Raw genomic sequence first — 21,183 nt, 5'->3', positions numbered from 1 at the left:
CAACTCTTATCGGAGAGTTAAGGAATTGAAAGAAAAAATCGCCCTGCCGGGAGACCTGATCGTCAGACAGGATCTGTGGAATGATTCGCCCTGTTCCCATTGCGACAATACGCCCTGTTGCAGCAATTTGCCTTTGGCCCCGTTCAGACTGGAAAGCCAGTCTGATTTTATCGATCTTCTGCTTTTGTCCACATACTCAGATATCTTTCCGGGGCTCAAGCGCTCGGGGGAATGGACTATCTATCTGCAGAGGAAATGCCGCTTTCTCCAGCCCGAAGATGGTAAGTGCACCATCCATACGCAACCCCATCAGAGTTTGATCTGCAAATCCTATGATGCCCATAACTGCTGGTATACCGATGCCTTCAGCCCGAAGAGCTACAGCACGATGATTCCTTTCAATACATCTATGCTGATATGGATGGAAAAAGAGTACGAACTTATAAAAAACCGATTTGACCGCATACCCGCCTGGGATGATCTGTGCCGGGATGCCTTTGAATTCAGAAAAGGGACAATAGAGCTCCCGACGGAACAGTCAACATTATTAAATGAACGTAAACTGTCATTCAAAAAGAGCCGAAGCGATGAGTACCTCTTTTTTCAGCCTTACCAGCGTCCTGAAAACATAAAGCACTTCGAGCTGATGTCTTTCCGCCTTGGTTTTCCCGGTGTTTCTCTTGCCGTATCTGACACTACGTGGTCCTATATTGTGAAGACAGGGCAGAACGGGGCTTTCATGAATCTGATAAGAGACGAATACTATCCCGGTCTAAACCACAAGGACGGATGCTGCAGTTTCGACGGCATTGAAAAAAGGCACAAACCCTTCTCGGAAGCCGGAGATCTCTGGGTCATAATTGAGAGAAACGATCTTCCTCTGCTTAAAAGCCTTACCCTGTATGATGATGCCGGCCATATCAGAAAGCTTCCGGCTACGGGGACTCTGCTCCAGGCTCTCGACAAGGGCAAGCCCGACAAAGCTGCATAAAACTGAAAGGGGTCAGACCGGGCTGCGACAGCCCCGGGGTTATCTTTTTTTCAACTTATAGAATAAGCCCCTTTCTTCCCTTACCGATTCTATTTGTCCATCGCTTTCCAGAACATCGAGATACTTATTCAACTCATTAACATGGATACCGAGAATCTCTCTGAGATCATCAGATGTACAGGGGCGCCGGGAAATCGTATCCAGGATTGTTTTCCCCGCTTCCGATTTATAGGACGGAACATTTTTTCTATCCGCCGGTTTTGAAATGATCTCAACGTTATCGAGTTTCCAGAAAGATATGACCTTTTCCAGTTCTTCTGTCGATGCTTTTCTGAGCCCGGGGAGGACACCCGGTCTGTCCAGACTGTTCAGCTGAACACTGTCGGGCTGAATTTTCAAAATCGCTTTTTTCAAAGCCGTCAACTCCCACTCTCCATCGTTGTATCCCGGCAGAATAAAAACCTCCAGCCGGATTTCTCCAGAGTATTCTTTTCTGAAATGAATCAGCCCCTCAATGCAGTCTTCGATCTTCAGACCTGAAGCAGGGCGGTTTATGTCTTCAAAAACCGGCTGTGTCGCTCCATCGAGAGAGGGAAGAACAATATGGCATTCAAGAAGAGCTTCACGGACATTTTTATCACTCAGCAATGTGCCGTTTGTCAGCATTGCAACAGGGACAGCGGGACGCAGTTTTTTTATATAACGGATAATTTCGGGGAGAGCCGTATTGAGAGTCGGCTCGCCTGATCCGGAAAATGTGATATATTGCGGATCGGGATTCCGGCTGAACCACGACTTTAGCTCCGATTTTATCTCATCAGCGGGAAAATACTCACGCCTTTCCAGGGTCAGGTCCGTTGTCCTGCCGACTTCGCAGTAGACGCAATCGAGAGAACAGACTTTGTGCGGAACTAGATCAACACCGAGGGAAACACCAAGTCTTCTCGAGGGGACCGGACCGAAAAGATATTTATACATATATCTCCTTTTATTATAGACCTGAAAAAGGGAGGAGTCTCTCCCCCCTTATCTATTTGCCCTCAAGCCAGTTTTTTTCTGATATCTTCAGCGGCAAGCACGACTATATTGGCAGCCGGATAGAAAGACTGATGGGGCTGTGAAGCATAGCTCAAAGCAGAGAGGTCCTCCACTGTCGATTCTTTCTGAATGGCATATGTTAAAAGATCGATACGCCCGACAACCGGCTCTTTGCTGATAATCTGAGCTCCCAGGACTCTATGGGTTTTCCTGTCGGCAACGAGTTTCATCTGTTTGTTTTCTGCTCCGGGAATGATAGGAAATTTGGTTGTGACTGCGCTGTAACCCGAAACCACATCGAAACCGGCTTTAAGAGCCGCTTTTTCACTTAACCCCGTTCCTCCGACGAAAAAGGTGCCAACTTTGGTTGCCGCCCCGTTGAAGAAACCGGGATAACGGCGGTCCTGTCCCTTTAAGTTGAATCCCAGAACTTTTGCCATGGGAACGGCATTTGTCGCCAGTTTACCCGGAGTCACTTCGCCGGTAATCCCGCTGGTAAACTGCGTACAGTCTCCCACGGCATACACATTATCCAGATTGGTTTCCATTTTATCATTGACGATGATACCGCCTCTGTCCATTTTCAGGGCCGTGTCCTTAAAAAGGCTCACTTCCGCAACGGCTCCGACGGCAAAGACGACCAGCGTTGCCGGCAGAACATCGCCATTATCAAGAATGACACCTTCCGCTTCTTCGGTCCCCTTCACTTCCGTAACCTTTACGCCCAGATGGATTTTGACCCCCTGTCCGTCGAGCTCCTTGTAGAGAAGGTCCTGCATATCCCTATCTATAAGATTGGGAAGAACCGAATCTTCAAGGTCAACCAGCTCCACTTCCACACCTCTGTGATTCAGAGCCTGCGCCAGCTCGATACCGATTGCCCCGGCTCCGACAACGACCGCGCGGTCCAGTCCGGTACTGACAATATGATTAACGACAGCCAGATCCTTTTCCGTTTTGAACCCCATGACTCCTTTCAGGTCTCTTCCGGGAATGGGAGGAATGAAGGGAACGGCTCCCGTTGCGATGATCAGTTTTTCATATCCATATTCTTCACCGGACTCCATTCTGAGGATTTTATTATCCCAATCGACCTCTGCAACTGTGTCTCTGATGAGAGACGCACCCGATCCGGTTACAAGATTGTCGCTCTTCAAAGTATCGCCGTGGGATATGATCCCCTCGATGGCATAAGGTAAGGCACAGTAGATCATACTGGCTTTTTCCGGTCTGACGACTGCGACTCTCTTGCCAAGCATTTTTGCCAGAGTGATTCCGGCGGGACCACCCCCGATAACAATTATTTCGTGTTTTATCATGATTTAACTCCTTATAATAAAAAAGCACTCATGAATCTCTCTCACAAACCTTCTTAATTTGCATATGCACGCTTCTTATTAGTTGAGACTATACACCTTAGGTTCAAATAAAGCAATAGATAAAGATTGATTTATCCAATTGTAAAAAACAGGAAAAAATGGAATGATAACGCAAACATAAGGAACAAGCATATGAAAAGAAGCGATAGCGAAGCTCTGAGCATTCCCGGAACATTTCTCCATCCTGTACTGGGTGACAGAGTTCTGATTTTTGATGAAACCATGAACAGAGAGCAAATGCAGAACATAATAAACAGTCTTCACGAAAAGATGAAACACGATGAGTTCAGCGAAGAGAGGTTTGCTATCCTTCTGAAACCGGGCGTTTACAATCTGGATCTGACCGTCGACTACTACATACAGGCAGCCGGTCTCGGAAGAGTTCCCGGCGAAGTCACCCTTAAAGGATCGGTCCAGTCGATTACGACGACAGCGAACAATAATGTAACGATTATGTTCTGGCGGGCTGCGGAAAACATGACAGTCGAGCCGGCTGAGAAAACGGAACCTGTTATATGGGCCGTTTCCCAGGCGGCGCCCTATAGAAGAATGCACGTAAAAGGAGATTTGATTTTCGATCAGAATGGTTGGGCCAGCGGCGGCTATCTGGGCAATTCCGCTGTTGAGGGAAAAGCGGGGACCCGAACGGGCCAGCAGTGGTTTACCATGAACTCCCGGGTGGGAGGATGGTACGGCGGAGAATGGAACCGGACATTTCTGGGAGTCGAAGGAGCGCCGGAGGAAAACTGGCCCGATGAGCCGACGACCACGCTCGCCAGCGTTCCGCTCTTCCGGGAGAAACCTTTTCTGGCATATTCCAAAGAGGGAGAAACAGGTATTTTCGTGCCGGCTTTGAATAGGCAATGCGCCGGCGTTTCCTGGAACGGGAATGAAGAGAAAGGTGAATGGATTGACCTTAAGCGCTGTTTTATCGCTTTTCCGGAACAGCATTCAGCAAAACAGATTAATGAGGCTTTGAAAGAAGGACTATCTATCATCCTGACTCCCGGCATTTACAGACTCACAGAACCAATAAGGGTGACCCGTCCCGGAACGGTGGTTCTGGGGCTGGGAATGGCCACTCTGATTCCCATGAAAGGTGATGCGGCTCTGGAAACAGCTGATGAGCCGGGCATAATTATCGCCGGACTACTCGTTGATGCCGGTCCGGTGGAATCTCCGGTTCTGGTCCGGATTGGAGAAAAGGACAACAGAAGAGACAATCGGGACAACCCCGTTTCGATTCACGATATTTTCTGCCGGATCGGAGGAGCCGCTCCGGGAAAAGCGGATATTTGCATGGAGGTGAACAGCCACCACGCCATTCTCGATCATTTATGGCTCTGGAGAGCTGATCACGGAGCCGGCGTAGACTGGAAGGGAAATACCTGCCGGGTCGGTCTGCTCGTTAAGGGTAATGACGTCTCGGCCTACGGTCTTTTCAACGAACACTTCCAGGAGTATCAGACTTTATGGTGCGGAGAGAGAGGGACAACCGTTTTCTACCAATCGGAACTCCCCTACGATCCTCCGACCCAGTCGGACTGGACTGCTCCGGACGGACACCGCGGCTATGCGTCCTACAAGGTAGCCGATGGCGTTAAGGAACACCGGGCTTACGGGTTGGGAATATATGCTTTTCTGGGAATCAAGAATAACAGCGATAAAAATGTTCATCTGGAAAATGCTGTGGAATCTCCCGAATCCGATGGAGTCGTTATCAAGCATATAACCACTTTTTCCAGGGGATACGGGAGTATCCGCCACAGCCTGAACGGAAGGGGCGAATCGACAGAACCGGGTTCAAACCGGTTCTACTAAACAGCTTAAGCCTGGTGTTTTTTCATCAGGCCTTTGATTCTGCTGGCATGCCCTTCTTCCTGATTCATAAGATCTGTAAAAACCCTGATAATTTCATCCGAAAGATTGGTAATGGTTGAAAGCGAAGTGTAAACCGCTTTAGTATCCACCTCTCTCTGATAGGCGATTTCCAGAATATCGGCGACAGACGGATCATCGGGCATCTGTCTGGTGGCGACCAGCGTTTCGTAATGGGCCTTGGCAATCTGAACCCGTGTGTTCATCTCCTCTTCCGACGCTTTTATCCCCTCAAGAAGCTGATTCAGTCTGTTGTAATGCCCCATCTCTTCTTCCGCCAGCTCTTCAGCCAGATCATGAAGATTTTCTTCTTTGAGCACTGCGGCGCTCTCTTTATAGAAACTATAGGATTCAAGCTCAATTTTTTTGGAATAATTGAGGATTTCTTCAACGATTATTTCTTTCATATTCAATCTCCTGCTTTAAATTATGTTTCATCTCATAAAAAAATCCAGATATAGATTTTCCTGCATTATACCCTTAATATAGGGATTAGAGGTTTTTTATGGTAATTTTATCTGTAGTTTTGTTAGCTTTTTCCTTTATAGAAACTTTGAATATCATTCTTCTTTACAAAATGCCCGGCTCCAGGATGGGAAATGCCGTCGGTGTTTTCAAGGCTTATGAAAAAACGCGGCAGGATCCGGAGATCAGACAGTTTGTCGACTACCTGATTAACTGGGTCGCCGGAACGAAACTGATCTTTGTCGTTCTCCTGATCGGCATTGTTATTACAGGTCCGGCGGAAACGAAAGTTTTCAGCGTCATCGCTCTGATTTTTTCCATCAGCACGTTCTTTACCCAGCTTTACCCGAAGCTGAAAAAAATGGATAAAGAAGAGGGAATTGATCCGGCGGGATATTCGCGAACACTGGCTAAAATGATTGCCGGATTCATAGCCATTTTCGCCATAGCGCTGGCGGTGTATTTTGTCACGAAATAATATATCCCCCGATCGTTTTCACCCTGGAAAAACAGACCTGTTTCTCTCTGCGGCAATAGCTCTTCTCTTCCCTGCCGCGGCGGGATTTCTCCTGTCCAGAACAGGAGCCCTCCTGCCTATGCTGCTCTATTACGGGGCTGCATGGGGGCTCAGCTTCTGGAGAAGAGGCGGATCGGGCTATACTCTGAAGAAACCGAATGCCCCTCCCTTCTGGTTTTATATCAATGTGTCAGTGATTATTATAACTTTGATAATAGCCTATGCAGGCAGGATCGAAACCAAAGATGCCGCGCTCGGGGGGATATTGTTTACAGGTATAGTCTGGACTGTCGCCAATGCATCTTCGGAGCAGCTTCTCTGGATCTATATTTTCGATTCCTGGGATTTACAGGGAAAAGAAAAATCGACCCGGGCCGGGCGCTACCTGAAAAGGGCCGCGGGATTGATTCTCTTCTCCTTTTTTGTGGGTATGATTCACGCCCTCTACTGGGGACGGTTTCTCCACACGGTCAGCGCGGAAAACACGCTGGGAGTTATTTTTATTGCAGCGACATCGCTTTCGGGCTATCTGCATATTGTCGTCTGGAGAAAGAGCGGAAATATGCTTTATACCTTCATACCGCACTTCCTGCTCAATCTCTTTCCCCTTTTCTGGACCGGGTATTCAATCACGCCTTTTCTGCTCAGGCCCTGACCTCACCTATACTATTTCGGCTACGACCTATTAGCAGAATTTCACCGGTTCCGGAATGGAATCAGAACTTGAATTCCCGGCATTCGGGGTCGATGACGATATTCCCCCGGGTATTTTCGACAATCCATTCGGGTGTAGCCGGTGCGAAATATTCCTTGAGAATAAAGTTACCCTCTTTCACTTCGAACATTCCCAGGTCCGTTACGATAATATCCACCTCTCCTTTTGCCGTCAGAGGAAGAGAGCAGGAGTGGACCATCTTTGAATTTCCTTTTTTATCGAAGTGGACAGTGGCGGCGATGACTTTTTTGGCACCTGTCAGAAGGTCCATGGCCCCGCCCATCCCCGGTACCATTTTGCCGGGAATCATGTAGTTGGCCAGATTCCCCTCCTGGTCAGCCTCAAGTACGCCGAGCACAGTGTAATCCAGATGTCCGCCCCGGATAATGCCGAAGGATGTTGCGGAATCGAAAAAACAGGCCCCTTCAATGATAGTGCAGGGAACGCCGCCGGCATTGACAATATCGGGATTAAAATTCTCTTCGCCCGGTGCTTCACCCAGTCCCAGAAACCCGTTTTCCGACTGCAGGACGATATGAACATCCTCCGGAACATAATTACCCACGAGAGTCGGGAGGCCGATACCCAGATTGACATAGTCGCCGTCTTTAAAAATTCTGGCGATTCTTTTGGCTATTTTGGTTTTATCTTCTTTGTATTCGAACATATTATGCCTCCCCTCTCTGCACGATGTAATGAACAAAGATTCCCGGTGTGACAACGGTTTCGGGATCGAGGGTTCCGATTTCGACGATTTCATCTGCTTCTACTATGACAGTCTCTCCGGCCATGGCCATCAGAGGCGCGAAATTTCTGGCAGAAGCCGAATAGGTGAGATTGCCCGCTTTATCGGCTTTGGCTGCGCGGATGAGGGTGTAATCGCTTTTCAGGGGCAGTTCAAGAAGGTAATCCTTTCCTTCCACGTTAATGACCTGTTTTCCCTCCTGAACAGCCGTTCCCACGCCGGTGGGCGTGAGAAAGCCGCCGAGCCCCGTACCGCCGGAACGGATCCTTTCAGCCAGCGTTCCCTGGGGAACAAGCTCCACCTCCGCTTCACCGGAGAGCATCTGCCGCTGGGTTTCCTTATTCAGTCCGATATGGCTGGCAATATATTTTTTAAACTGCTTCTTCAGCACATTGGGGGCGACACCGGTAGCCGCGCTTTCGTCTCCCAGAAAGAGTCCGTTGTCGCTGCAGATCAGAGTCAAATCTTTTCTACCGCTTTCTCCAAGAGCTTTCATCAGTCCCGCAGGAGTGCCGACGCCCATAAACCCCGAAACCATAAGTGTATCGCCGTCCTTTATCATGGCTATGGCCTCTTCGGCGGTAATGATCGGTTTTTCCTTCATGACCGGTCCTCCATCTCTATACAGAGGGCCGTACCCATGCCCCCTCCGATACAGAGAGTGGCCAGTCCTTTGCGTGCTTTTTTCTGCTTCATGGCATATATCAGCGTCGTGAGGATCCGCGCACCCGAGCATCCGACGGGATGACCCAGGGCAATAGCGCCTCCGTTGACATTCACTTTAGCCGGATCCAGTTTCAGATCCCGGACAACAGCGAGAGACTGGGCAGCAAAAGCTTCATTGGCTTCGATCAGATCCAGATTCTCTACTGTCCATTCAGCGGCTTCCAGAGCTTTTTTCGATGAGGGGACCGGACCGTATCCCATAATGGAAGGATCGAGTCCCGCCGATCCGTAACCTTTGATTGTCGCCAGAACAGGGATATTGTTCTCTTCCGCCCATTTCCGGCTGGCAATAATCAGTACGGCCGCTCCGTCATTGATTCCCGAAGCATTACCGGCTGTTACGGTTCCGTCCTTTTTAAAGGCGGGTTTCAGTTTGGCCAGCTTATCAACCGGACTCAAACGGGGATATTCATCTGTATCAAAAATTAAAGGATCGCCCTTTCTCTGGGGAATGGAAACCGGCATGATTTCCTCTTTGAAAGCTCCGGCTTCGATCGCCTGCGCCGCTTTGGACTGACTCTGAAAAGCAAAGTTGTCCTGCTCTTCTCTGGAGATGCCCCATTGTTCAGCGATGTTTTCCGCTGTTATTCCCATATGATAATCATTGAAAGAGTCCCAGAGGGCATCGTTGATCATGGAGTCGATCATCTGCCCGTTACCCATTTTCTGCCCCCACCGCGATGAGGGAAGTAGATAAGGAGCCTGACTCATGTTTTCGGCGCCGCCGCAGATAATGCACCCGGCGTCTCCCGCCTTGATGATCTGCGCCGCAAGGCTCACGGTTCTCAGACCGGACCCGCATACTTTATTAAGGGTCATGGCGGGGATTTCCACAGGCAGGCCAGCCCGTACAGCCATCTGACGGGCCACATTCTGGCCAAGTCCGGCGGAGAGAACGTTCCCCATAATGACTTCGTCGACTTTATCTTTGCCGACCCCTGTTTTTTCAAGAAGAGCTTTAATAAGCTGAGCTCCCATTTCAACAGCCGATACATCCTTCAGCGTTCCGCCGAATGATCCGATCGGGGTTCTCAGAGCTCCCAGTACAACTATTTCATTCATTTTTTTAATTTCTCCAACGTCCATTATTGTACAGGCAAATTTGAAATAGCACACTGTCAAAATTTATCTATTTGATATGGTTTTTTTACACTTTCCGTATATCTGAGACAGAATATCGATAGATTTCACAATTTCAAGCCGAATAAATTGACATAAATGCTATCACTTGAGCCTTTTATGAAACCGCATTGAAGAGGCCAGAATGAGAGTCAGTCCCATTCCTCCCAGAATCACAGCTTCCCGCCAGAGATCGCGGAAGGGAGTCCCTTTCAGATAAATTTCCCGCAGTACCGTAATGAAATACCGCAAAGGGTTGAGGTAGGTCAGATACTGAACGAACCGCGGCATATTATTGATGGGGACAAAGAATCCCGAAAGCAGCAATGTGAAGATCATGGAAAACCAGGCGACAAACATGGCCTGCTGCTGGGTATTGGCGACTGTTGAGAAGAAAATCCCGAGCCCCAGCGTAGTCATGATAAAGAGAAGAACCATCCCGTATAGCAGGGGAATGCTTCCCTGGACGGGGATACCGAAGACCAGCCGGGCCGCCAGAATCCCCATGGTGAACTGGAGAAGCCCCAGAATGGTAAAGGGGATGATCTTCCCGATGATCAGCTGAGTCCCGCCCAGAGGCGTCACCATCAGCTGTTCCAGCGTACCCAGTTCCTTCTCCCGGACGATATTGATAGCCGTAAGCATAGTCGTAATCATCAGGAGCAGCAGACCTATGAGTCCCGGAACAAAGTTGAGCTTGCTGTCGAGCTCAGGGTTGTAGAAGTACCGGGGGATAACCTGGACACCGCCGGAAACCGGAAGCTGTCCCGCCATCATCCACCCTTTCTGAATTCCCGCAGCCATGGAGGTGATGTAACCGAGGCTGATTCCCGCCGAGTTGCCGTCGACCCCGTCGATAAGAACCTGAAGGGAAGGGGAAAGCCCTCTTTCCATATCCCGTTCAAAGTCCCGGGGAATGATGATGACGGCTTTCGCCAGACCGTCATCGAGGGCCAGCGATGCCTCTTCGGTGGTCCGGGCTTCGCCCAGGTAATCAAAAATGGCGACGGCGCTGAACTTGTCGATGATTTCCCGGCTCGCTGGTGTTTTGTCCTGATCGACAATAACCAGAGAGATATTTTTCACTTCATTGGTGATGGCCGACCCCATTATGAGCAGCTGCATGAAGGGAGCGACGAATATCAGTGCGAAATAGGCTTTGGTCCGACGGATCTGCCGGAATTCTTTTTTGACAAGTGATCGGATTTTTCCCATAAACTCTCCTACTCCAGCCTTATCTTAAAGGCCCTGATGCTGAGGGCGATAAGGACGGCATCCAGCCCCAGAAGAATGGAAGCCGGTTTGTAGAGATTATGAAGATCATTCCCCTTGAGGACGATCCCACGGATAATCTCGATAAAATAAGTCGCCGGAATGATGCGGCTGACCAGCTGAAATATGCGGGGCATGCTGGAAATGGGAAAGATAAAGCCGCTCATCAGCATGGAGGGGAGAACGGTCATGGTAATGGCTGCCAGCATGGCCACGGACTGGGTTTTCGCTACGGTGGACACGAGCATTCCCAGACTGAGTCCTGTGACGACATAGACGAGCATCATCGCCATAATGAGCAGAACAGATCCCTGGATGGGCACATGGAAAAGCAGGCTTCCCACGACCAGAATCATCAGCCCGTCGAAAAACCCCAGAAAAGTATAAGGCAGAACTTTGCCCAGAATTATCTGGACCGGTTTGACCGGGCTGACCAGAAGCTGCTCCATTGTCCCCGTCTCCTTCTCCCGGACAATGGCGATGCTTGTCAGGAGCGCGCAGATGAGAAGCAGGATCAAGGCGATCAGGCCCGGGATGAAAAAGGGTGCCGACCGCATGTCGGGGTTATAGAAAATCCGCGGTTCCAGAGAAAAGAGCATTGTCTGATCGGCGAAGGACAGCGATGCCACCCGGCTCACATAATTCTGTATGAAATTGGCCGCATTGGGATCACTGGCATCGATGGAGAGCTGAAGCTGGACGGGGAGACCCGCCCGGATGGTCTCTCCGTAATCACGGGGGATTTCAAGGACGCACTGGGCTTCGCGGTTCTGAAAGATTTCTCCTATATGGGCGACCCCGCCTTTATAAACAGAGACTTTGAAGAAATCCGTCGCCTCTATGTGACGGATCAATTCCCTGCTTTCGGGACTGGCCGAATGGTCTGCTACGATGATATCGATGGCTTTCATATCAAGGGTGATGGCATAACCGTAGAGGAGAAGCATAAGCAGGGGCATGGTCAGAACCATAAAAAGGCTCTGCCTGTCCCGGAAAATGTGTATGAGTTCCTTGCGGACAATGGAAAGAAATGACCGTTTCAATTCTCCCCCCTTCCGACCGATGCCAGAAAAACATCCTGCATGGTTTTAACTCCGTATTTCTCTTTCAGGCTGCGGGGATTGTCCATTTCGATAATCCGCCCCTGTTTCATGATGGACAGGCGATGGCAGTACTCCGCCTCATCCATGTAATGGGTGGTGACGAATACGGTCTTCCCCATATCGGAGAGCTGATAAATCAGCTTCCAGAAATTACGCCTGGACACAGGATCGACTCCGCTGGTCGGTTCGTCGAGAAAGATAATATCCGGATCGTGAAGCAGGCTGGCGCAGAGGGCCAGCCGCTGTTTCCACCCCATGGGGATCGATGAAGTGAGTTTGTCCTTCAGCTCTTCAAGTCCGATTATGGCAAAAAGTTCGGAGCTCCTCTCTTTTATCTCTTTATCATTGAGCCCGTATATCCCTCCGTAAAATTCGATATTCTCCCAGGCTGTCAGGTCGTTGTAGAGACTGAACTTCTGGCTCATGTAACCTATGCGGTTTTTTATTTTATTGTACTCCCGGTTGATATCGAACCCCGCTACCCGCCCGGTCCCTTCACTTGGCTCCAGAAGGCCGCAGAGCATTCTTATGGTGGTCGTCTTACCGGCGCCGTTGGCTCCGAGAAACCCGAAGATTTCCCCTTTTTCAACGGAGAAGCTGACATGATCGACTGCGGCAAAATCGCCGAACATCTTTGTGAGCCCTGCAACTTCAACGCTCATCGCCATCTCCTTTCATCAGAAGGAGGAAAAGATCCTCGATTCCACAGTCAATGGCACCGAAGGATTCAAAACCCAGAGATTTCAGTTCCAGAAGTTCCCTGATCTGACTTTCCACAACACCTTCCGACAAGGTGAGATGAACTCCTTCGCCGAAGAGATTGCACTCGCCGCACAAACCCGATTCCTCCAGGGCATCGTGAACCAGATGGGGATCATCGGTGCATAAGCTATAGAGTTTTCCGGGGTAACGTCCCGGAAGAGCCGAAGGCCTGTCGTGGACAAGGATCCTGCCGTTGAACATCAGTCCGACCCGATCACAGAGATCAGCCTCATCCATATAGGCCGTGCTGACGAGAATGGAAGTTCCCTCCTCTTTGAGCTTACTTAGAATCTGCCAGAATTCGCTTCTGGAAACGGGATCGACCCCGAAAGTCGGCTCATCGAGAATAACCACATCGGGAGAATGGACGAGCATGCACGATAGAGCGAGTTTCTGCTTCATCCCCCCCGACAGAGCTCCGGCCTTCCGCTTGGAAAAGGGCTTCAATCCGGAAAAGCCGTATAGTTCTTCGATCCGGTTTTCTGCAACAACCCTGTCGACATTGAACAGGTCGGCAAAAAAACGCAGATTCTCGGCGACGCTCATATCCTGATAGAGGCTGAACCGCTGAGGCATATAGCCGATATTCTGACGAACAAAATCGGGATTCTCCCGGACGGACCTGCCTTTGAAATAGAGCTCTCCCCCGTCAATTTTCAGAAGAGAAACAAAGGAGCGCATCAGGCTTGTTTTTCCACCGCCGTCAGGCCCGATCAATCCGAAGATCTCCCCTTTCTTTACAGAGAAGGAAACACCCCGGACCGCTTTGACAGCGCCGTAGTTCTTGACGAAATCCCGGGCTTCCAGAACCGTCATACCATCAGAATGTGACATCGGCCGGCATCCCGATTTTCAATTCGCCCGAGGGGTTCTCCACGCGGATTTTCACTTCGTAGACTAGGGTGTCTCTGGTTTCTTTTGTCAGGATGGTTTTAGGCGTAAACTCCCCTTCCGAAGCGATCCACGATAAGGTTCCGCTGTAAGTCTGCGAAGCTCCAGAGACTTCGATATGAGCACTCTGTCCGACCTTGACTTCTGTCAGCTTTCTCAGAGGCAGATAGACGTAGAGATCCAGAACCGAGAGATCGGCCATTTCGAGAAGAGGCGTTCCCCTTGCCACCAGCTCTCCGGGACTGTGGTACCGGTTCAGAATCGTTCCGGACACGGGAGCTTCGACAGAGGATTTCTCAATTGCCAGATCGGTCATATCGATACCCGCATAGAGTTCCGCCTCCTGAGCCAGAATGAGATTATACTGGCTCTGGAGAATCCGCAGGCTCGATTCGCCTACGCTCACCTGAGTGGCCAGCTCATCCCGTTTCTGTTCGGCCGCGCCTCCCATAGACAGGAGCTTTTCCGTTTTACCCAGAGTTTCCCGGTTGAGATTGAGCTGGACCCGGGCCTGATCGATCTGAAGCAGAGCGGATTCCTTCTGGCTGGCCAGGGCATTCAGTCCGGCCAGCTGCTGCCGTTTCTGAATGGATAAACCCTCCGAATCGATCCGCCCGATGATCTGCCCCTTTTCTACCTGATCCCCTTCGCGGACCGCAAGTTCCAGAAGCTCTCCTGCCGCCTGCGCCGAGATGACAAGTGTATCTGCCTCCATGCGCCCGATGTAGACTTCCTCTTCATCAGCAGCCGTACAGGATAATATAAGAATGCCGAATATAAGCAGAGTCATTTTTTTGATCATTGTTCTCCCTCCCGGTTTTCCAGGCCTCTGTAGAGCGTGTTGAAAATTTCTTTTTTTCTTTCCTCGAGAAAAGCTTTCCGGTCAAAGCCATCCATCAGGCCGTTCATCGCACCGATTTTCATAACCACCGGTTCCGCCATGGAAAAGTAGAGACAGGAACCCAGCATCGTCATAATCAGCTGGATGGGGCTGGTCTTTCGTATTTTCCCCTCTGCCATGGCCCGGTTGATATTCTCAAGCATGACAGCTGTTACCGGAGGATTATGCTTACCCAGAACATCATTGAGAATGGAGAGGACAGCCTCCCCCCCTCTGGAAAGCTCCTGCATGATAAACATGGGGATTCTCGGATTATCAGATGAGACATCGACCAATGTGTTGATAAAGGTTTTAAGGAAATCTTTGAAATCCTTCGTACGGGAGATATTTTTCAGAACCGATCCGAAAAAAGATTCCATGGTCAGAGACACAATTTTTATGTAGAGATTTTCTTTGGACCTGTAGTAATAGTGCAGCAGCGTCTTGTTGATCCCTGCGCGGTCGGCTATGGACTGCATCCGCGCGCCGCTCCAGCCGCGGGCGATAAATTCGTCCATGGCCGCTTCGAGGATCAGCTCCTCTTTCGATGTGTCATTCACTTCATTCCTCCCTGTTACCAAAGGGTTTAACCATATGGTTAAACTTAATAGTAAAGAAAATGATAAGTCAAGAGGATATACAGGTTGTTTTATGATTCCGGGAAAACAAGTCTGAGAGAAAACCCTCCCCCGGCTCTGTTTTCAGGAAGAAAAACCGCTCCGTGGGCTTCCGCTACCGCTTTAACGATGCTTAGCCCCAGACCGAAACCGCCTGAGTCTCTTCTGCCCGAGCGGGACCTGTCTCCCAGAAGAAAAGGCTCTCCCAGCCTGACCAGCATGGCTTCAGGAACACCGGGGCCTCTATCGGCGACTTCCAGATAAAACCCCCCGTCCGCCCCATTGCTATGAACTGTTAGATCTACAGGAGAATCCGATGCATATTTTCTGGCATTTTCCAGCAGATTCCTCACGGCCAGTTCCATCCGGCTTCTGTCCAGCCGGACCAATCTGTCCGGCCCCTCCTTACGGATAGTCAGCGGGAAGCCTTCCAGCAGATAGGACTTGGACAATCCATCCAGCCAGGAATGGAGAGAGAGATCTTCCCGGTTCAGAAAACCCTGTCCTTCTGCCAATCTCCTCTGTTCGAGGAGGTCTCCGGTCAGACGGTCCAGAACATCGATCTCCTCGCTTAGGGATTCGCTTATGCTTTTATCATTTATGAATTCGAGAGCCACTTTCATGCGGGTCAGAGGAGAACGCAACTCATGGCTGATGGCCCCCAGCAGATCGTGCATCGACAGAATATGCCGCTCTATCTGATCGGCCATCGAATTGAGAGCCTTTCCCAGAACGGCAAACTCATCATTACCTTTGGGATGAACTCTCTCCTTCCAATTGGCTCTGCCCAGCTCCAGAGCCACGCCGTACATTTCCCGCAGCGGCTTCAGCAAATGGCGCACCATAAAATAAGTAGCGAGTAGCGCCACAACTACGGCACTACCCATAATAATCCAGAAAGCCAGGGAAAGGGGCAGATCGGAGTGAAATTCAGAAAATCGGAAACTGTAATTCCCCGATTCGATCACGATCTGCCGGTCCAGCCAATCGGGGAAAAAATATGGGAAATCATCTTCATCGTTAAAATAGATTCCGTGGCTGGACCATTTGAGATCCGGTCCCGTAATGACAATAGAAATACCGGCGGAAGCGGAAATATCCCGAGCTTTATCCAGATCGGGAGGATTGCCGATTTCATAAACCAGATACTGCACATAATCGCGGGCTTTATCGATGGAAATCTCCATATTAGGAGATGCGGCAGTGAGAAACCTCAAAGCCATCAAGGCGATAAGGATGACAATAAAAGCGGCTGAAAAGGCTCCCAGAAGCTTTATAAAGACGGAATGCATAGGATGAACTTTCAAATTTCCACTCCCGTAAAAACATAACCGAAGCCGTGGACCGATTTGATCAGACGGGCATCCCGGGCGCTTTCTCCCAATTTGGATCTTAAGCGGCTGATCGTGATGTCTACGGACCGGCTGTAGGCATCGGAATCGAACCCCTGCAGATGGGCCATCAATTCATCCCGGCTGAATTTCCTGCCGGGACGGGAAGCCATGAAAAAAAGCAGTTCATACTCCATGGAGGAGAGACCGGCGGGATTACCGGAGAAATAGGCATCCCGTTCAGCAGGACGAACTTCCAGCCTGCCGAAAACAAGAGCTTTTTCTTTAAAAGAGGGGGGAGCAGCCCGCCTGAGAATAACCTGAATCCTCGTTATCAGTTCCCTTGGTTCAAAAGGTTTGCTCATATAATCATCGGCCCCCAGTTCCAGACCGACAATTCTGTCCATGGCTTCGCCGCGGGCGGAAAGCATTATAATGGGAAGATTACTCTCCCGGCGGATTCGGCGGCACACTTCAAAACCGTCAGTACCGGGCATCATAACATCGAGGACGACAATGTCCGGCGGATTGTTTTTAACCTGATCCAACCCTTTCAGCGGATCGGTTTCGCCACTGAAAACCATACCGTACTGGGGGAATAATCGGGAAAGCAGATCGATGAGTTTGGAATCATCGTCAATCATTAGTATTCGTGTCTGTTTCTGATAACTGTTCATGTCATCATTAAGCATATAACCACAATCTCTCAGTTACAACTTGTTACAACTTTTAACCTTTGAGAAAAGACTCAAAGCTTCCTGAATCCTATATTAAAGTCATGAGAAAGATAAGAATTGCGATATTAACAGCACTATTTCTGCTGCCCCTCACCGCAGCACAGGCACAGGAAGTCCTCAAACTGGATTACTCCCGGGCTGTTATGTTTTCGGCTAAAGGCAGCAGCCTGGACAGCTTCGATGTCACATCGCCAACAGCTACGGTTCACAATATTCTGGGATATTCCACCGTGGCTCTGGGGCTGCTCACGGGAGTGCTCAACCCTGAGGTGGTAGGAGAGAGTCTCCATCAGGCTCTGGGATACACGTCCGCCGGCATGGCAGCGGCCACCATAGGATTTGGTTTCATTTCCCATATTAAGGATATCGATATGAGCAGCGGCCTGAATTCCAACAGCATCCATATGATTCTGGGTCTGGCCGGGGGAACGATGATGATGATCGCCCCCTTCGTCGCACCGGGAGACGCCCACAAGGCACTGGGAGAACTGGGCGCTGCGACCATGGGATTGTCGATCGTCGGAAAACTTGTTTTTTAAATTACCGAGAGAGGAGAATGATATGAAAAAGAAACTTATTTTAATAATGATAGCGGCCATGCTGAGCGCTCACGCGGTTTTTGCCGGAACGGGAACTGGTAAAGTTGCGGTGATTTATTCGGGAAGGAGCCAGGTCAACAGACATGTCCTTCAATTTTTCGGAGAAGAGATCCGTAACAGGAACAGCAGCTATCAGTTCGAAGCCTTTGATGTAAAAGAGGGGATCAACCAATCGGATTACATAGCCTTAGTGGTTATCAACACCGGTGTCTCTTCGGGTATCAATCGCGATCTTTCCGATTTCATCGATTCCAGTCCCGACAAATCCAGGCTGATTCTCGTCAGCCTCTACCGGGGAAGACAGGACCTGACAGTGGAGACCGTACCGGCGCAGAGCAATCCCGATAAAATCGACGCCATATCATCGGCATCGATATGGGAACAATCCGGCTTATCATCGCTCTTCAATAAAAACAAAGGCGGGAATCCCCGCCAGATGCATCAGCAATGGATAAACGAAGTTTTCAGGCTGATCGACCGCAGGGCTTAAGGAGGCATAAAATGTTTTTACTCATACTGTTTTATCTGGCGCTCCCCATATTGCAGATTTATTTGTTCATCAGCGGGCAATTCGGAGCAACGACCTGGGATATTCTGAATTTTACTGCATCCATATTAGCTGTGCACTGGCTTCTGGCCAACGTCCTGATGTCCTCGAAGATTCCCCTGCTTCAGAAAGTCATTCCCTATGACCAAAGAATCAGATTCCATATTTTTTCCTCCCTGGGAATAGTCGCGGCGGTTCTCTATCATGCGATTTTTAAACTGACGATCGGTTTCGAGCTCGATCCCGTCACTCTGGGACTGGCGGCAGCGCTCGGCCTGACGCTTGCAGGAGGCATACTGTGGATTCCCGTCCCGGGACTCAAAGGGTTGAGAACATATCTCTTAAACCGTTTTTCAAGAGGAAAAGAGCCGGATTATGACCGGTCCAAACAGTGGCACGGTTATTTCATTCTGGCACTGGGATTGCTGATAATCATCCACATTACAGGAGCCGGACTGTTCGTAGAAGTGCCTCCGGTTTCAGCCCTTCTTTATTTTCTGCTCTATGGTTTCTCCTCAGGATCCTATCTTCTCTCCCGGACGAAATTATTCCGGACTGAATCCAGGGTTCTATCTGTTGAAGATAAACAGGGGATTATCACCATCCGCCTTCAGCCGGAAAGAAAATTCTCCTACCGGAGCGGACAGTTCACCTTTCTCGAAACGACGGGAGCCGAAGGCAGAAAAGAGGAGCACCCCTTCTCCTTTCTCTCTTCCCGCAGCGGCGACGGAGAAGAAGTCAGTCTGGCTATCCGTGCCGTGGGTGATTTTACGAGTGATCTCAAAGCGCTGAAGCCCGGAGATTCTGTCACCCTGAGGGGCTCTTTCGGGAACTTCCGGCCAGGAAGGGAAGAAGCTCTGTGTTTCATCGCTTCGGGCATTGGAACGGTTCCCATTCTTAGCATACTGAAGGAACTCCATGCCGCTGGAGACACACGGCCGATCCGCCTCTTTCTGGCCGTCAATGACAGAAACGAACTCCCGGAAAGAGAAAAAATCGAAGCAATCCTCTCATCAATGGATAATGTCCAGGTCAATATGATGGTCTATAATGAGGATGGATTGAGATTCTCCGAATCCTTTTTCAAGGAAGAGATAAGCGACCACAGGCGATATTCCTATTACTTGTGCTCCTCTCCGGGCGTCCGGTCCATCGTTGTCGACTCCCTCAAAAAACTGGGGGTCAGAAAATCATCCATTCACTTCGAAGCTTTTTCATTCGCCTGAAATATAGCGGGGCTTTTCAGCCCCGCGCAATCAGATAAGCTTATACCGCTGAAGATTGGCCTCAATCACAGTTCCCTGGCCTTTTATTGAACCGGGAAAAACATCGAAAAAACTTGATAGCTGTCATAATATAGATTAATTTTAAAATATGTATTCCGCTCATGGTCATTACGAAATTTCCGTAGAAAACAAAATCCTCTTTATCGAAGCCTACGGGCCCTGGAATCTGGAAGCCGCTGAGGAATTCGACCGGATCGTCCGGGAACAGGTGACGGTACACCTGACAGGGTCGCCCTGGGCCATGATCGCAAGGCTCCACGGCCAGGGAATCTACACGCCCGACTCCATTCCCCTCCTTCAGGAACTTCACATGTGGAGAATTGCATCGGGACTCACACATATCGCCATAATCCACGAAAACAGAGAAGATGCCGGTACGGGGATAACTGAAAAACAATTCAATACGATTTATAAAGCCGACCCGGATCGCCTGTGCGAAGAGCGCTACTTCAAAGATCTGGACGATGCGAAAACCTGGCTCCGGTCTGTAGGCTACTGAACCATATTTCTCAAATATTTTTTTATTATGAAAAGATAGTATTTGACCGTTCCTTCCGCCATATTCAATTCCCGGGCGATTTCCCGGATTGACAGGTTTTCCCGGAACCGTCTGCTGTAAACAGGTTTCAAGTATCCCGGAAGATTATCAACCAGAGATGTAAAATCGATATATTCGGTTTTATCGGGTACCGGAATATCCCGCTCTCCCAGAACCTGGATCCGGTTCTGTTTTCTCATGAATTCGAAGAGCACATTGCGGCATATGGCATAGATCCAGGTCCCCGGCGACGAGCTGCCCCGAAAAGAGTGAAGAGATTCATAAATCCGGCACAGGACTTCCTGGCTCAGATCCTCAACCTCCTCGCGGCTCAATTGTTTACTCAGAAAAAACCGGGTAATTTTTCCTTCATAATTGAGAACCTGTTTATACAGATCTTCAGACATCCATCTTTCCGTACAGAATTTCGGCGCTTTCTTCCGATAGAATCGAAAGAATACCCTCTTTCAGAACAGCGGCTTTCCTCTCCTCCTCTTCCCTTCTCCGGCTTTGGAGACGGTTTATCCGGTCTTCCCCTCTGATGGGATCAAAACCGTAGAGGACCGTTTCCAGTTGTTTTTCCAAAAGGGGATCCTCAACCGCGCCGATCAGCTCTTCCAGTTTTTCAAGGTTTCCGGTTACTGTGTAATAGTGAAGGGTCATTACTGATTTTCTGATGGCGTCCAGACTCTGAAAATCGAGAATATCCATCAGGAAATCGCCGGGCAGGGGGGATTTGCTTCGTTCAACAGCCAGCATAATCCGGGAAAAGCGGAAATAGGCCCGGGTCTTCGCGTGTTCGGGGATTCTGGATTCATTGGCATTGAGATAGTTCTCAACCTCCCCGGCGACTCTTTTTGACAGATTGCGCATGATCAGCTCTTTTTTAGCTCCCAGCGCCGAACAGAGGTCGTAGAGCGAGTCGAGGTCCAGTTCTCTAAGACCTTTCTGAATCTGCCGGTTATTGTCATCGCTGTTCTCAAAATACTCTTCTATCTTTTTCATAACATCCTCTCTTTTCATTCTTGCACACTCTTTAGTGACATA

The 21,183-nt window shown here is 49.6% G+C and carries 24 protein-coding genes; 8 read left to right on the top strand and 16 right to left on the bottom strand.

Annotation, left to right across the window (positions count from 1 at the left end; translation table 11 throughout):
* Window positions 1–25 precede the first annotated feature (25 nt).
* Window positions 26–991, top strand: a complete 966-nt coding sequence (locus HNR50_RS05195; protein WP_184744592.1) for a hypothetical protein — start codon at window positions 26–28, stop codon at window positions 989–991.
* Between the two features lie 39 nt (window positions 992–1,030).
* Here the strand turns inward: HNR50_RS05195 and HNR50_RS05190 are convergent, their stop codons facing one another.
* On the bottom strand, window positions 1,031–1,969 hold the full coding sequence (locus HNR50_RS05190) for a radical SAM protein (protein ID WP_184744590.1): 939 nt from the start codon (window positions 1,967–1,969) through the stop codon (window positions 1,031–1,033).
* A 62-nt stretch (window positions 1,970–2,031) separates the two neighbouring features.
* Window positions 2,032–3,348, bottom strand: coding sequence for an FAD-dependent oxidoreductase (locus HNR50_RS05185; RefSeq protein WP_184744588.1), 1,317 nt, complete (start codon window positions 3,346–3,348; stop codon window positions 2,032–2,034).
* Between the two features lie 192 nt (window positions 3,349–3,540).
* On the opposite strand from HNR50_RS05185, the gene HNR50_RS05180 reads away from it, so the two are divergent.
* Complete coding sequence (locus HNR50_RS05180; RefSeq protein ID WP_221439806.1) at window positions 3,541–5,229, top strand: hypothetical protein; 1,689 nt, start codon at window positions 3,541–3,543, stop codon at window positions 5,227–5,229.
* A gap of 5 nt (window positions 5,230–5,234) precedes the next feature.
* Here the strand turns inward: HNR50_RS05180 and HNR50_RS05175 are convergent, their stop codons facing one another.
* Window positions 5,235–5,693: a ferritin family protein gene (locus HNR50_RS05175; protein WP_184744586.1), complete on the bottom strand. Its 459-nt coding sequence runs from the start codon at window positions 5,691–5,693 to the stop codon at window positions 5,235–5,237.
* Between the two features lie 98 nt (window positions 5,694–5,791).
* Here HNR50_RS05175 and HNR50_RS05170 point away from each other — a divergent pair, with 98 nt between their 5' ends.
* Both HNR50_RS05170 and HNR50_RS05165 read left to right on the top strand, forming a co-directional pair.
* On the top strand, window positions 5,792–6,229 hold the full coding sequence (locus HNR50_RS05170) for a hypothetical protein (RefSeq protein ID WP_184744584.1): 438 nt from the start codon (window positions 5,792–5,794) through the stop codon (window positions 6,227–6,229).
* Window positions 6,216–6,923, top strand: coding sequence for a hypothetical protein (locus HNR50_RS05165; RefSeq protein WP_221439805.1), 708 nt, complete (start codon window positions 6,216–6,218; stop codon window positions 6,921–6,923). The genes HNR50_RS05170 and HNR50_RS05165 overlap by 14 nt, the downstream gene beginning before the upstream one ends.
* A gap of 61 nt (window positions 6,924–6,984) precedes the next feature.
* On the opposite strand, the gene HNR50_RS05160 is transcribed toward HNR50_RS05165, so the two are convergent.
* From HNR50_RS05160 to HNR50_RS05110, 11 genes are all read right to left on the bottom strand, one after another.
* Entirely contained in the window at window positions 6,985–7,650 is a 666-nt protein-coding gene (locus tag HNR50_RS05160; RefSeq protein ID WP_184744582.1) for a 3-oxoacid CoA-transferase subunit B, read from the bottom strand.
* A 1-nt stretch (window position 7,651) separates the two neighbouring features.
* Window positions 7,652–8,332, bottom strand: coding sequence for a CoA transferase subunit A (locus tag HNR50_RS05155; RefSeq protein WP_184744580.1), 681 nt, complete (start codon window positions 8,330–8,332; stop codon window positions 7,652–7,654).
* Window positions 8,329–9,516 carry an acetyl-CoA C-acetyltransferase gene (locus tag HNR50_RS05150; RefSeq protein WP_184744578.1) on the bottom strand — a complete coding sequence of 396 codons (1,188 nt, stop codon included), beginning with the start codon at window positions 9,514–9,516 and terminating at the stop codon, window positions 8,329–8,331. Before HNR50_RS05150 ends, HNR50_RS05155 begins: the two co-directional genes overlap by 4 nt.
* Window positions 9,517–9,678: 162 nt before the next feature.
* Window positions 9,679–10,788, bottom strand: a complete 1,110-nt coding sequence (locus HNR50_RS05145) for an ABC transporter permease (protein WP_184744576.1) — start codon at window positions 10,786–10,788, stop codon at window positions 9,679–9,681.
* Window positions 10,789–10,796: 8 nt separating this feature from the next.
* Complete coding sequence (locus HNR50_RS05140; RefSeq protein WP_184744574.1) at window positions 10,797–11,888, bottom strand: ABC transporter permease; 1,092 nt, start codon at window positions 11,886–11,888, stop codon at window positions 10,797–10,799.
* Complete coding sequence (locus HNR50_RS05135) at window positions 11,885–12,610, bottom strand: ABC transporter ATP-binding protein (RefSeq protein WP_221439804.1); 726 nt, start codon at window positions 12,608–12,610, stop codon at window positions 11,885–11,887. The genes HNR50_RS05140 and HNR50_RS05135 overlap by 4 nt, the downstream gene beginning before the upstream one ends.
* On the bottom strand, window positions 12,600–13,544 hold the full coding sequence (locus HNR50_RS05130) for an ABC transporter ATP-binding protein (RefSeq protein ID WP_184744570.1): 945 nt from the start codon (window positions 13,542–13,544) through the stop codon (window positions 12,600–12,602). The genes HNR50_RS05135 and HNR50_RS05130 overlap by 11 nt, the downstream gene beginning before the upstream one ends.
* Complete coding sequence (locus HNR50_RS05125) at window positions 13,531–14,403, bottom strand: HlyD family secretion protein (protein ID WP_184744569.1); 873 nt, start codon at window positions 14,401–14,403, stop codon at window positions 13,531–13,533. Before HNR50_RS05125 ends, HNR50_RS05130 begins: the two co-directional genes overlap by 14 nt.
* Window positions 14,400–15,041 (bottom strand): TetR/AcrR family transcriptional regulator, encoded by a 642-nt coding sequence (locus HNR50_RS05120; protein WP_343060104.1) that lies wholly within the window; start codon window positions 15,039–15,041, stop codon window positions 14,400–14,402. Before HNR50_RS05120 ends, HNR50_RS05125 begins: the two co-directional genes overlap by 4 nt.
* An 89-nt stretch (window positions 15,042–15,130) precedes the next feature.
* Window positions 15,131–16,405: a HAMP domain-containing sensor histidine kinase gene (locus HNR50_RS05115; protein WP_184744567.1), complete on the bottom strand. Its 1,275-nt coding sequence runs from the start codon at window positions 16,403–16,405 to the stop codon at window positions 15,131–15,133.
* Entirely contained in the window at window positions 16,402–17,121 is a 720-nt protein-coding gene (locus tag HNR50_RS05110; RefSeq protein WP_184744565.1) for a response regulator transcription factor, read from the bottom strand. The genes HNR50_RS05115 and HNR50_RS05110 overlap by 4 nt, the downstream gene beginning before the upstream one ends.
* A gap of 86 nt (window positions 17,122–17,207) precedes the next feature.
* On the opposite strand from HNR50_RS05110, the gene HNR50_RS05105 reads away from it, so the two are divergent.
* From HNR50_RS05105 to HNR50_RS05090, 4 genes are all read left to right on the top strand, one after another.
* Entirely contained in the window at window positions 17,208–17,705 is a 498-nt protein-coding gene (locus HNR50_RS05105) for a hypothetical protein (protein ID WP_184744563.1), read from the top strand.
* 22 nt (window positions 17,706–17,727) lie between these two features.
* A complete protein-coding gene (locus HNR50_RS05100; protein WP_184744561.1) occupies window positions 17,728–18,255 on the top strand; it encodes a hypothetical protein in 528 nt (175 codons plus the stop codon).
* 11 nt (window positions 18,256–18,266) lie between these two features.
* A complete protein-coding gene (locus HNR50_RS05095; RefSeq protein ID WP_184744559.1) occupies window positions 18,267–19,538 on the top strand; it encodes an FAD-binding oxidoreductase in 1,272 nt (423 codons plus the stop codon).
* 148 nt (window positions 19,539–19,686) lie between these two features.
* Window positions 19,687–20,097 (top strand): hypothetical protein, encoded by a 411-nt coding sequence (locus HNR50_RS05090; RefSeq protein WP_184744557.1) that lies wholly within the window; start codon window positions 19,687–19,689, stop codon window positions 20,095–20,097.
* Here the strand turns inward: HNR50_RS05090 and HNR50_RS05085 are convergent.
* Together HNR50_RS05085 and HNR50_RS05080 are read right to left on the bottom strand one after the other, a co-directional pair.
* The gene (locus tag HNR50_RS05085; protein ID WP_184744555.1) at window positions 20,091–20,543 is read right to left on the bottom strand and encodes an RNA polymerase sigma factor; all 453 of its coding nucleotides are present in this window, start codon (window positions 20,541–20,543) and stop codon (window positions 20,091–20,093) included. The two genes, HNR50_RS05090 and HNR50_RS05085, sit on opposite strands and share 7 nt — an antisense overlap.
* Complete coding sequence (locus HNR50_RS05080) at window positions 20,536–21,141, bottom strand: hypothetical protein (protein ID WP_184744553.1); 606 nt, start codon at window positions 21,139–21,141, stop codon at window positions 20,536–20,538. Before HNR50_RS05080 ends, HNR50_RS05085 begins: the two co-directional genes overlap by 8 nt.
* Window positions 21,142–21,183 lie beyond the last annotated feature (42 nt).

The sequence above is a fragment of the Spirochaeta isovalerica genome, assembly GCF_014207565.1.
Lineage (GTDB): Bacteria > Spirochaetota > Spirochaetia > DSM-2461 > DSM-2461 > Spirochaeta_F > Spirochaeta_F isovalerica.
Note: the sequence above shows the minus strand (reverse complement) of the source record. Positions and strands in the feature narration are given on the sequence as shown.

What these genes read in the sequence shown, in the direction of transcription:
- HNR50_RS05190 (WP_184744590.1), bottom strand. Translation starts at nt 1,969, where the DNA reads ATGTATAAATATCTTTTCGGTCCGGTCCCCTCGAGAAGACTTGGTGTT.
- HNR50_RS05185 (WP_184744588.1), bottom strand. Translation starts at nt 3,348, where the DNA reads ATGATAAAACACGAAATAATTGTTATCGGGGGTGGTCCCGCCGGAATC.
- HNR50_RS05180 (WP_221439806.1), top strand. Translation starts at nt 3,541, where the DNA reads ATGAAAAGAAGCGATAGCGAAGCTCTGAGCATTCCCGGAACATTTCTC.
- HNR50_RS05175 (WP_184744586.1), bottom strand. Translation starts at nt 5,693, where the DNA reads ATGAAAGAAATAATCGTTGAAGAAATCCTCAATTATTCCAAAAAAATT.
- HNR50_RS05170 (WP_184744584.1), top strand. Translation starts at nt 5,792, where the DNA reads ATGGTAATTTTATCTGTAGTTTTGTTAGCTTTTTCCTTTATAGAAACT.
- HNR50_RS05160 (WP_184744582.1), bottom strand. Translation starts at nt 7,650, where the DNA reads ATGTTCGAATACAAAGAAGATAAAACCAAAATAGCCAAAAGAATCGCC.
- HNR50_RS05155 (WP_184744580.1), bottom strand. Translation starts at nt 8,332, where the DNA reads ATGAAGGAAAAACCGATCATTACCGCCGAAGAGGCCATAGCCATGATA.
- HNR50_RS05150 (WP_184744578.1), bottom strand. Translation starts at nt 9,516, where the DNA reads ATGAATGAAATAGTTGTACTGGGAGCTCTGAGAACCCCGATCGGATCA.
- HNR50_RS05145 (WP_184744576.1), bottom strand. Translation starts at nt 10,788, where the DNA reads ATGGGAAAAATCCGATCACTTGTCAAAAAAGAATTCCGGCAGATCCGT.
- HNR50_RS05135 (WP_221439804.1), bottom strand. Translation starts at nt 12,610, where the DNA reads ATGAGCGTTGAAGTTGCAGGGCTCACAAAGATGTTCGGCGATTTTGCC.
- HNR50_RS05130 (WP_184744570.1), bottom strand. Translation starts at nt 13,544, where the DNA reads ATGTCACATTCTGATGGTATGACGGTTCTGGAAGCCCGGGATTTCGTC.
- HNR50_RS05125 (WP_184744569.1), bottom strand. Translation starts at nt 14,403, where the DNA reads ATGATCAAAAAAATGACTCTGCTTATATTCGGCATTCTTATATTATCC.
- HNR50_RS05110 (WP_184744565.1), bottom strand. Translation starts at nt 17,121, where the DNA reads ATGCTTAATGATGACATGAACAGTTATCAGAAACAGACACGAATACTA.
- HNR50_RS05105 (WP_184744563.1), top strand. Translation starts at nt 17,208, where the DNA reads ATGAGAAAGATAAGAATTGCGATATTAACAGCACTATTTCTGCTGCCC.
- HNR50_RS05100 (WP_184744561.1), top strand. Translation starts at nt 17,728, where the DNA reads ATGAAAAAGAAACTTATTTTAATAATGATAGCGGCCATGCTGAGCGCT.
- HNR50_RS05095 (WP_184744559.1), top strand. Translation starts at nt 18,267, where the DNA reads ATGTTTTTACTCATACTGTTTTATCTGGCGCTCCCCATATTGCAGATT.
- HNR50_RS05090 (WP_184744557.1), top strand. Translation starts at nt 19,687, where the DNA reads ATGTATTCCGCTCATGGTCATTACGAAATTTCCGTAGAAAACAAAATC.
- HNR50_RS05085 (WP_184744555.1), bottom strand. Translation starts at nt 20,543, where the DNA reads ATGTCTGAAGATCTGTATAAACAGGTTCTCAATTATGAAGGAAAAATT.
- HNR50_RS05080 (WP_184744553.1), bottom strand. Translation starts at nt 21,141, where the DNA reads ATGAAAAAGATAGAAGAGTATTTTGAGAACAGCGATGACAATAACCGG.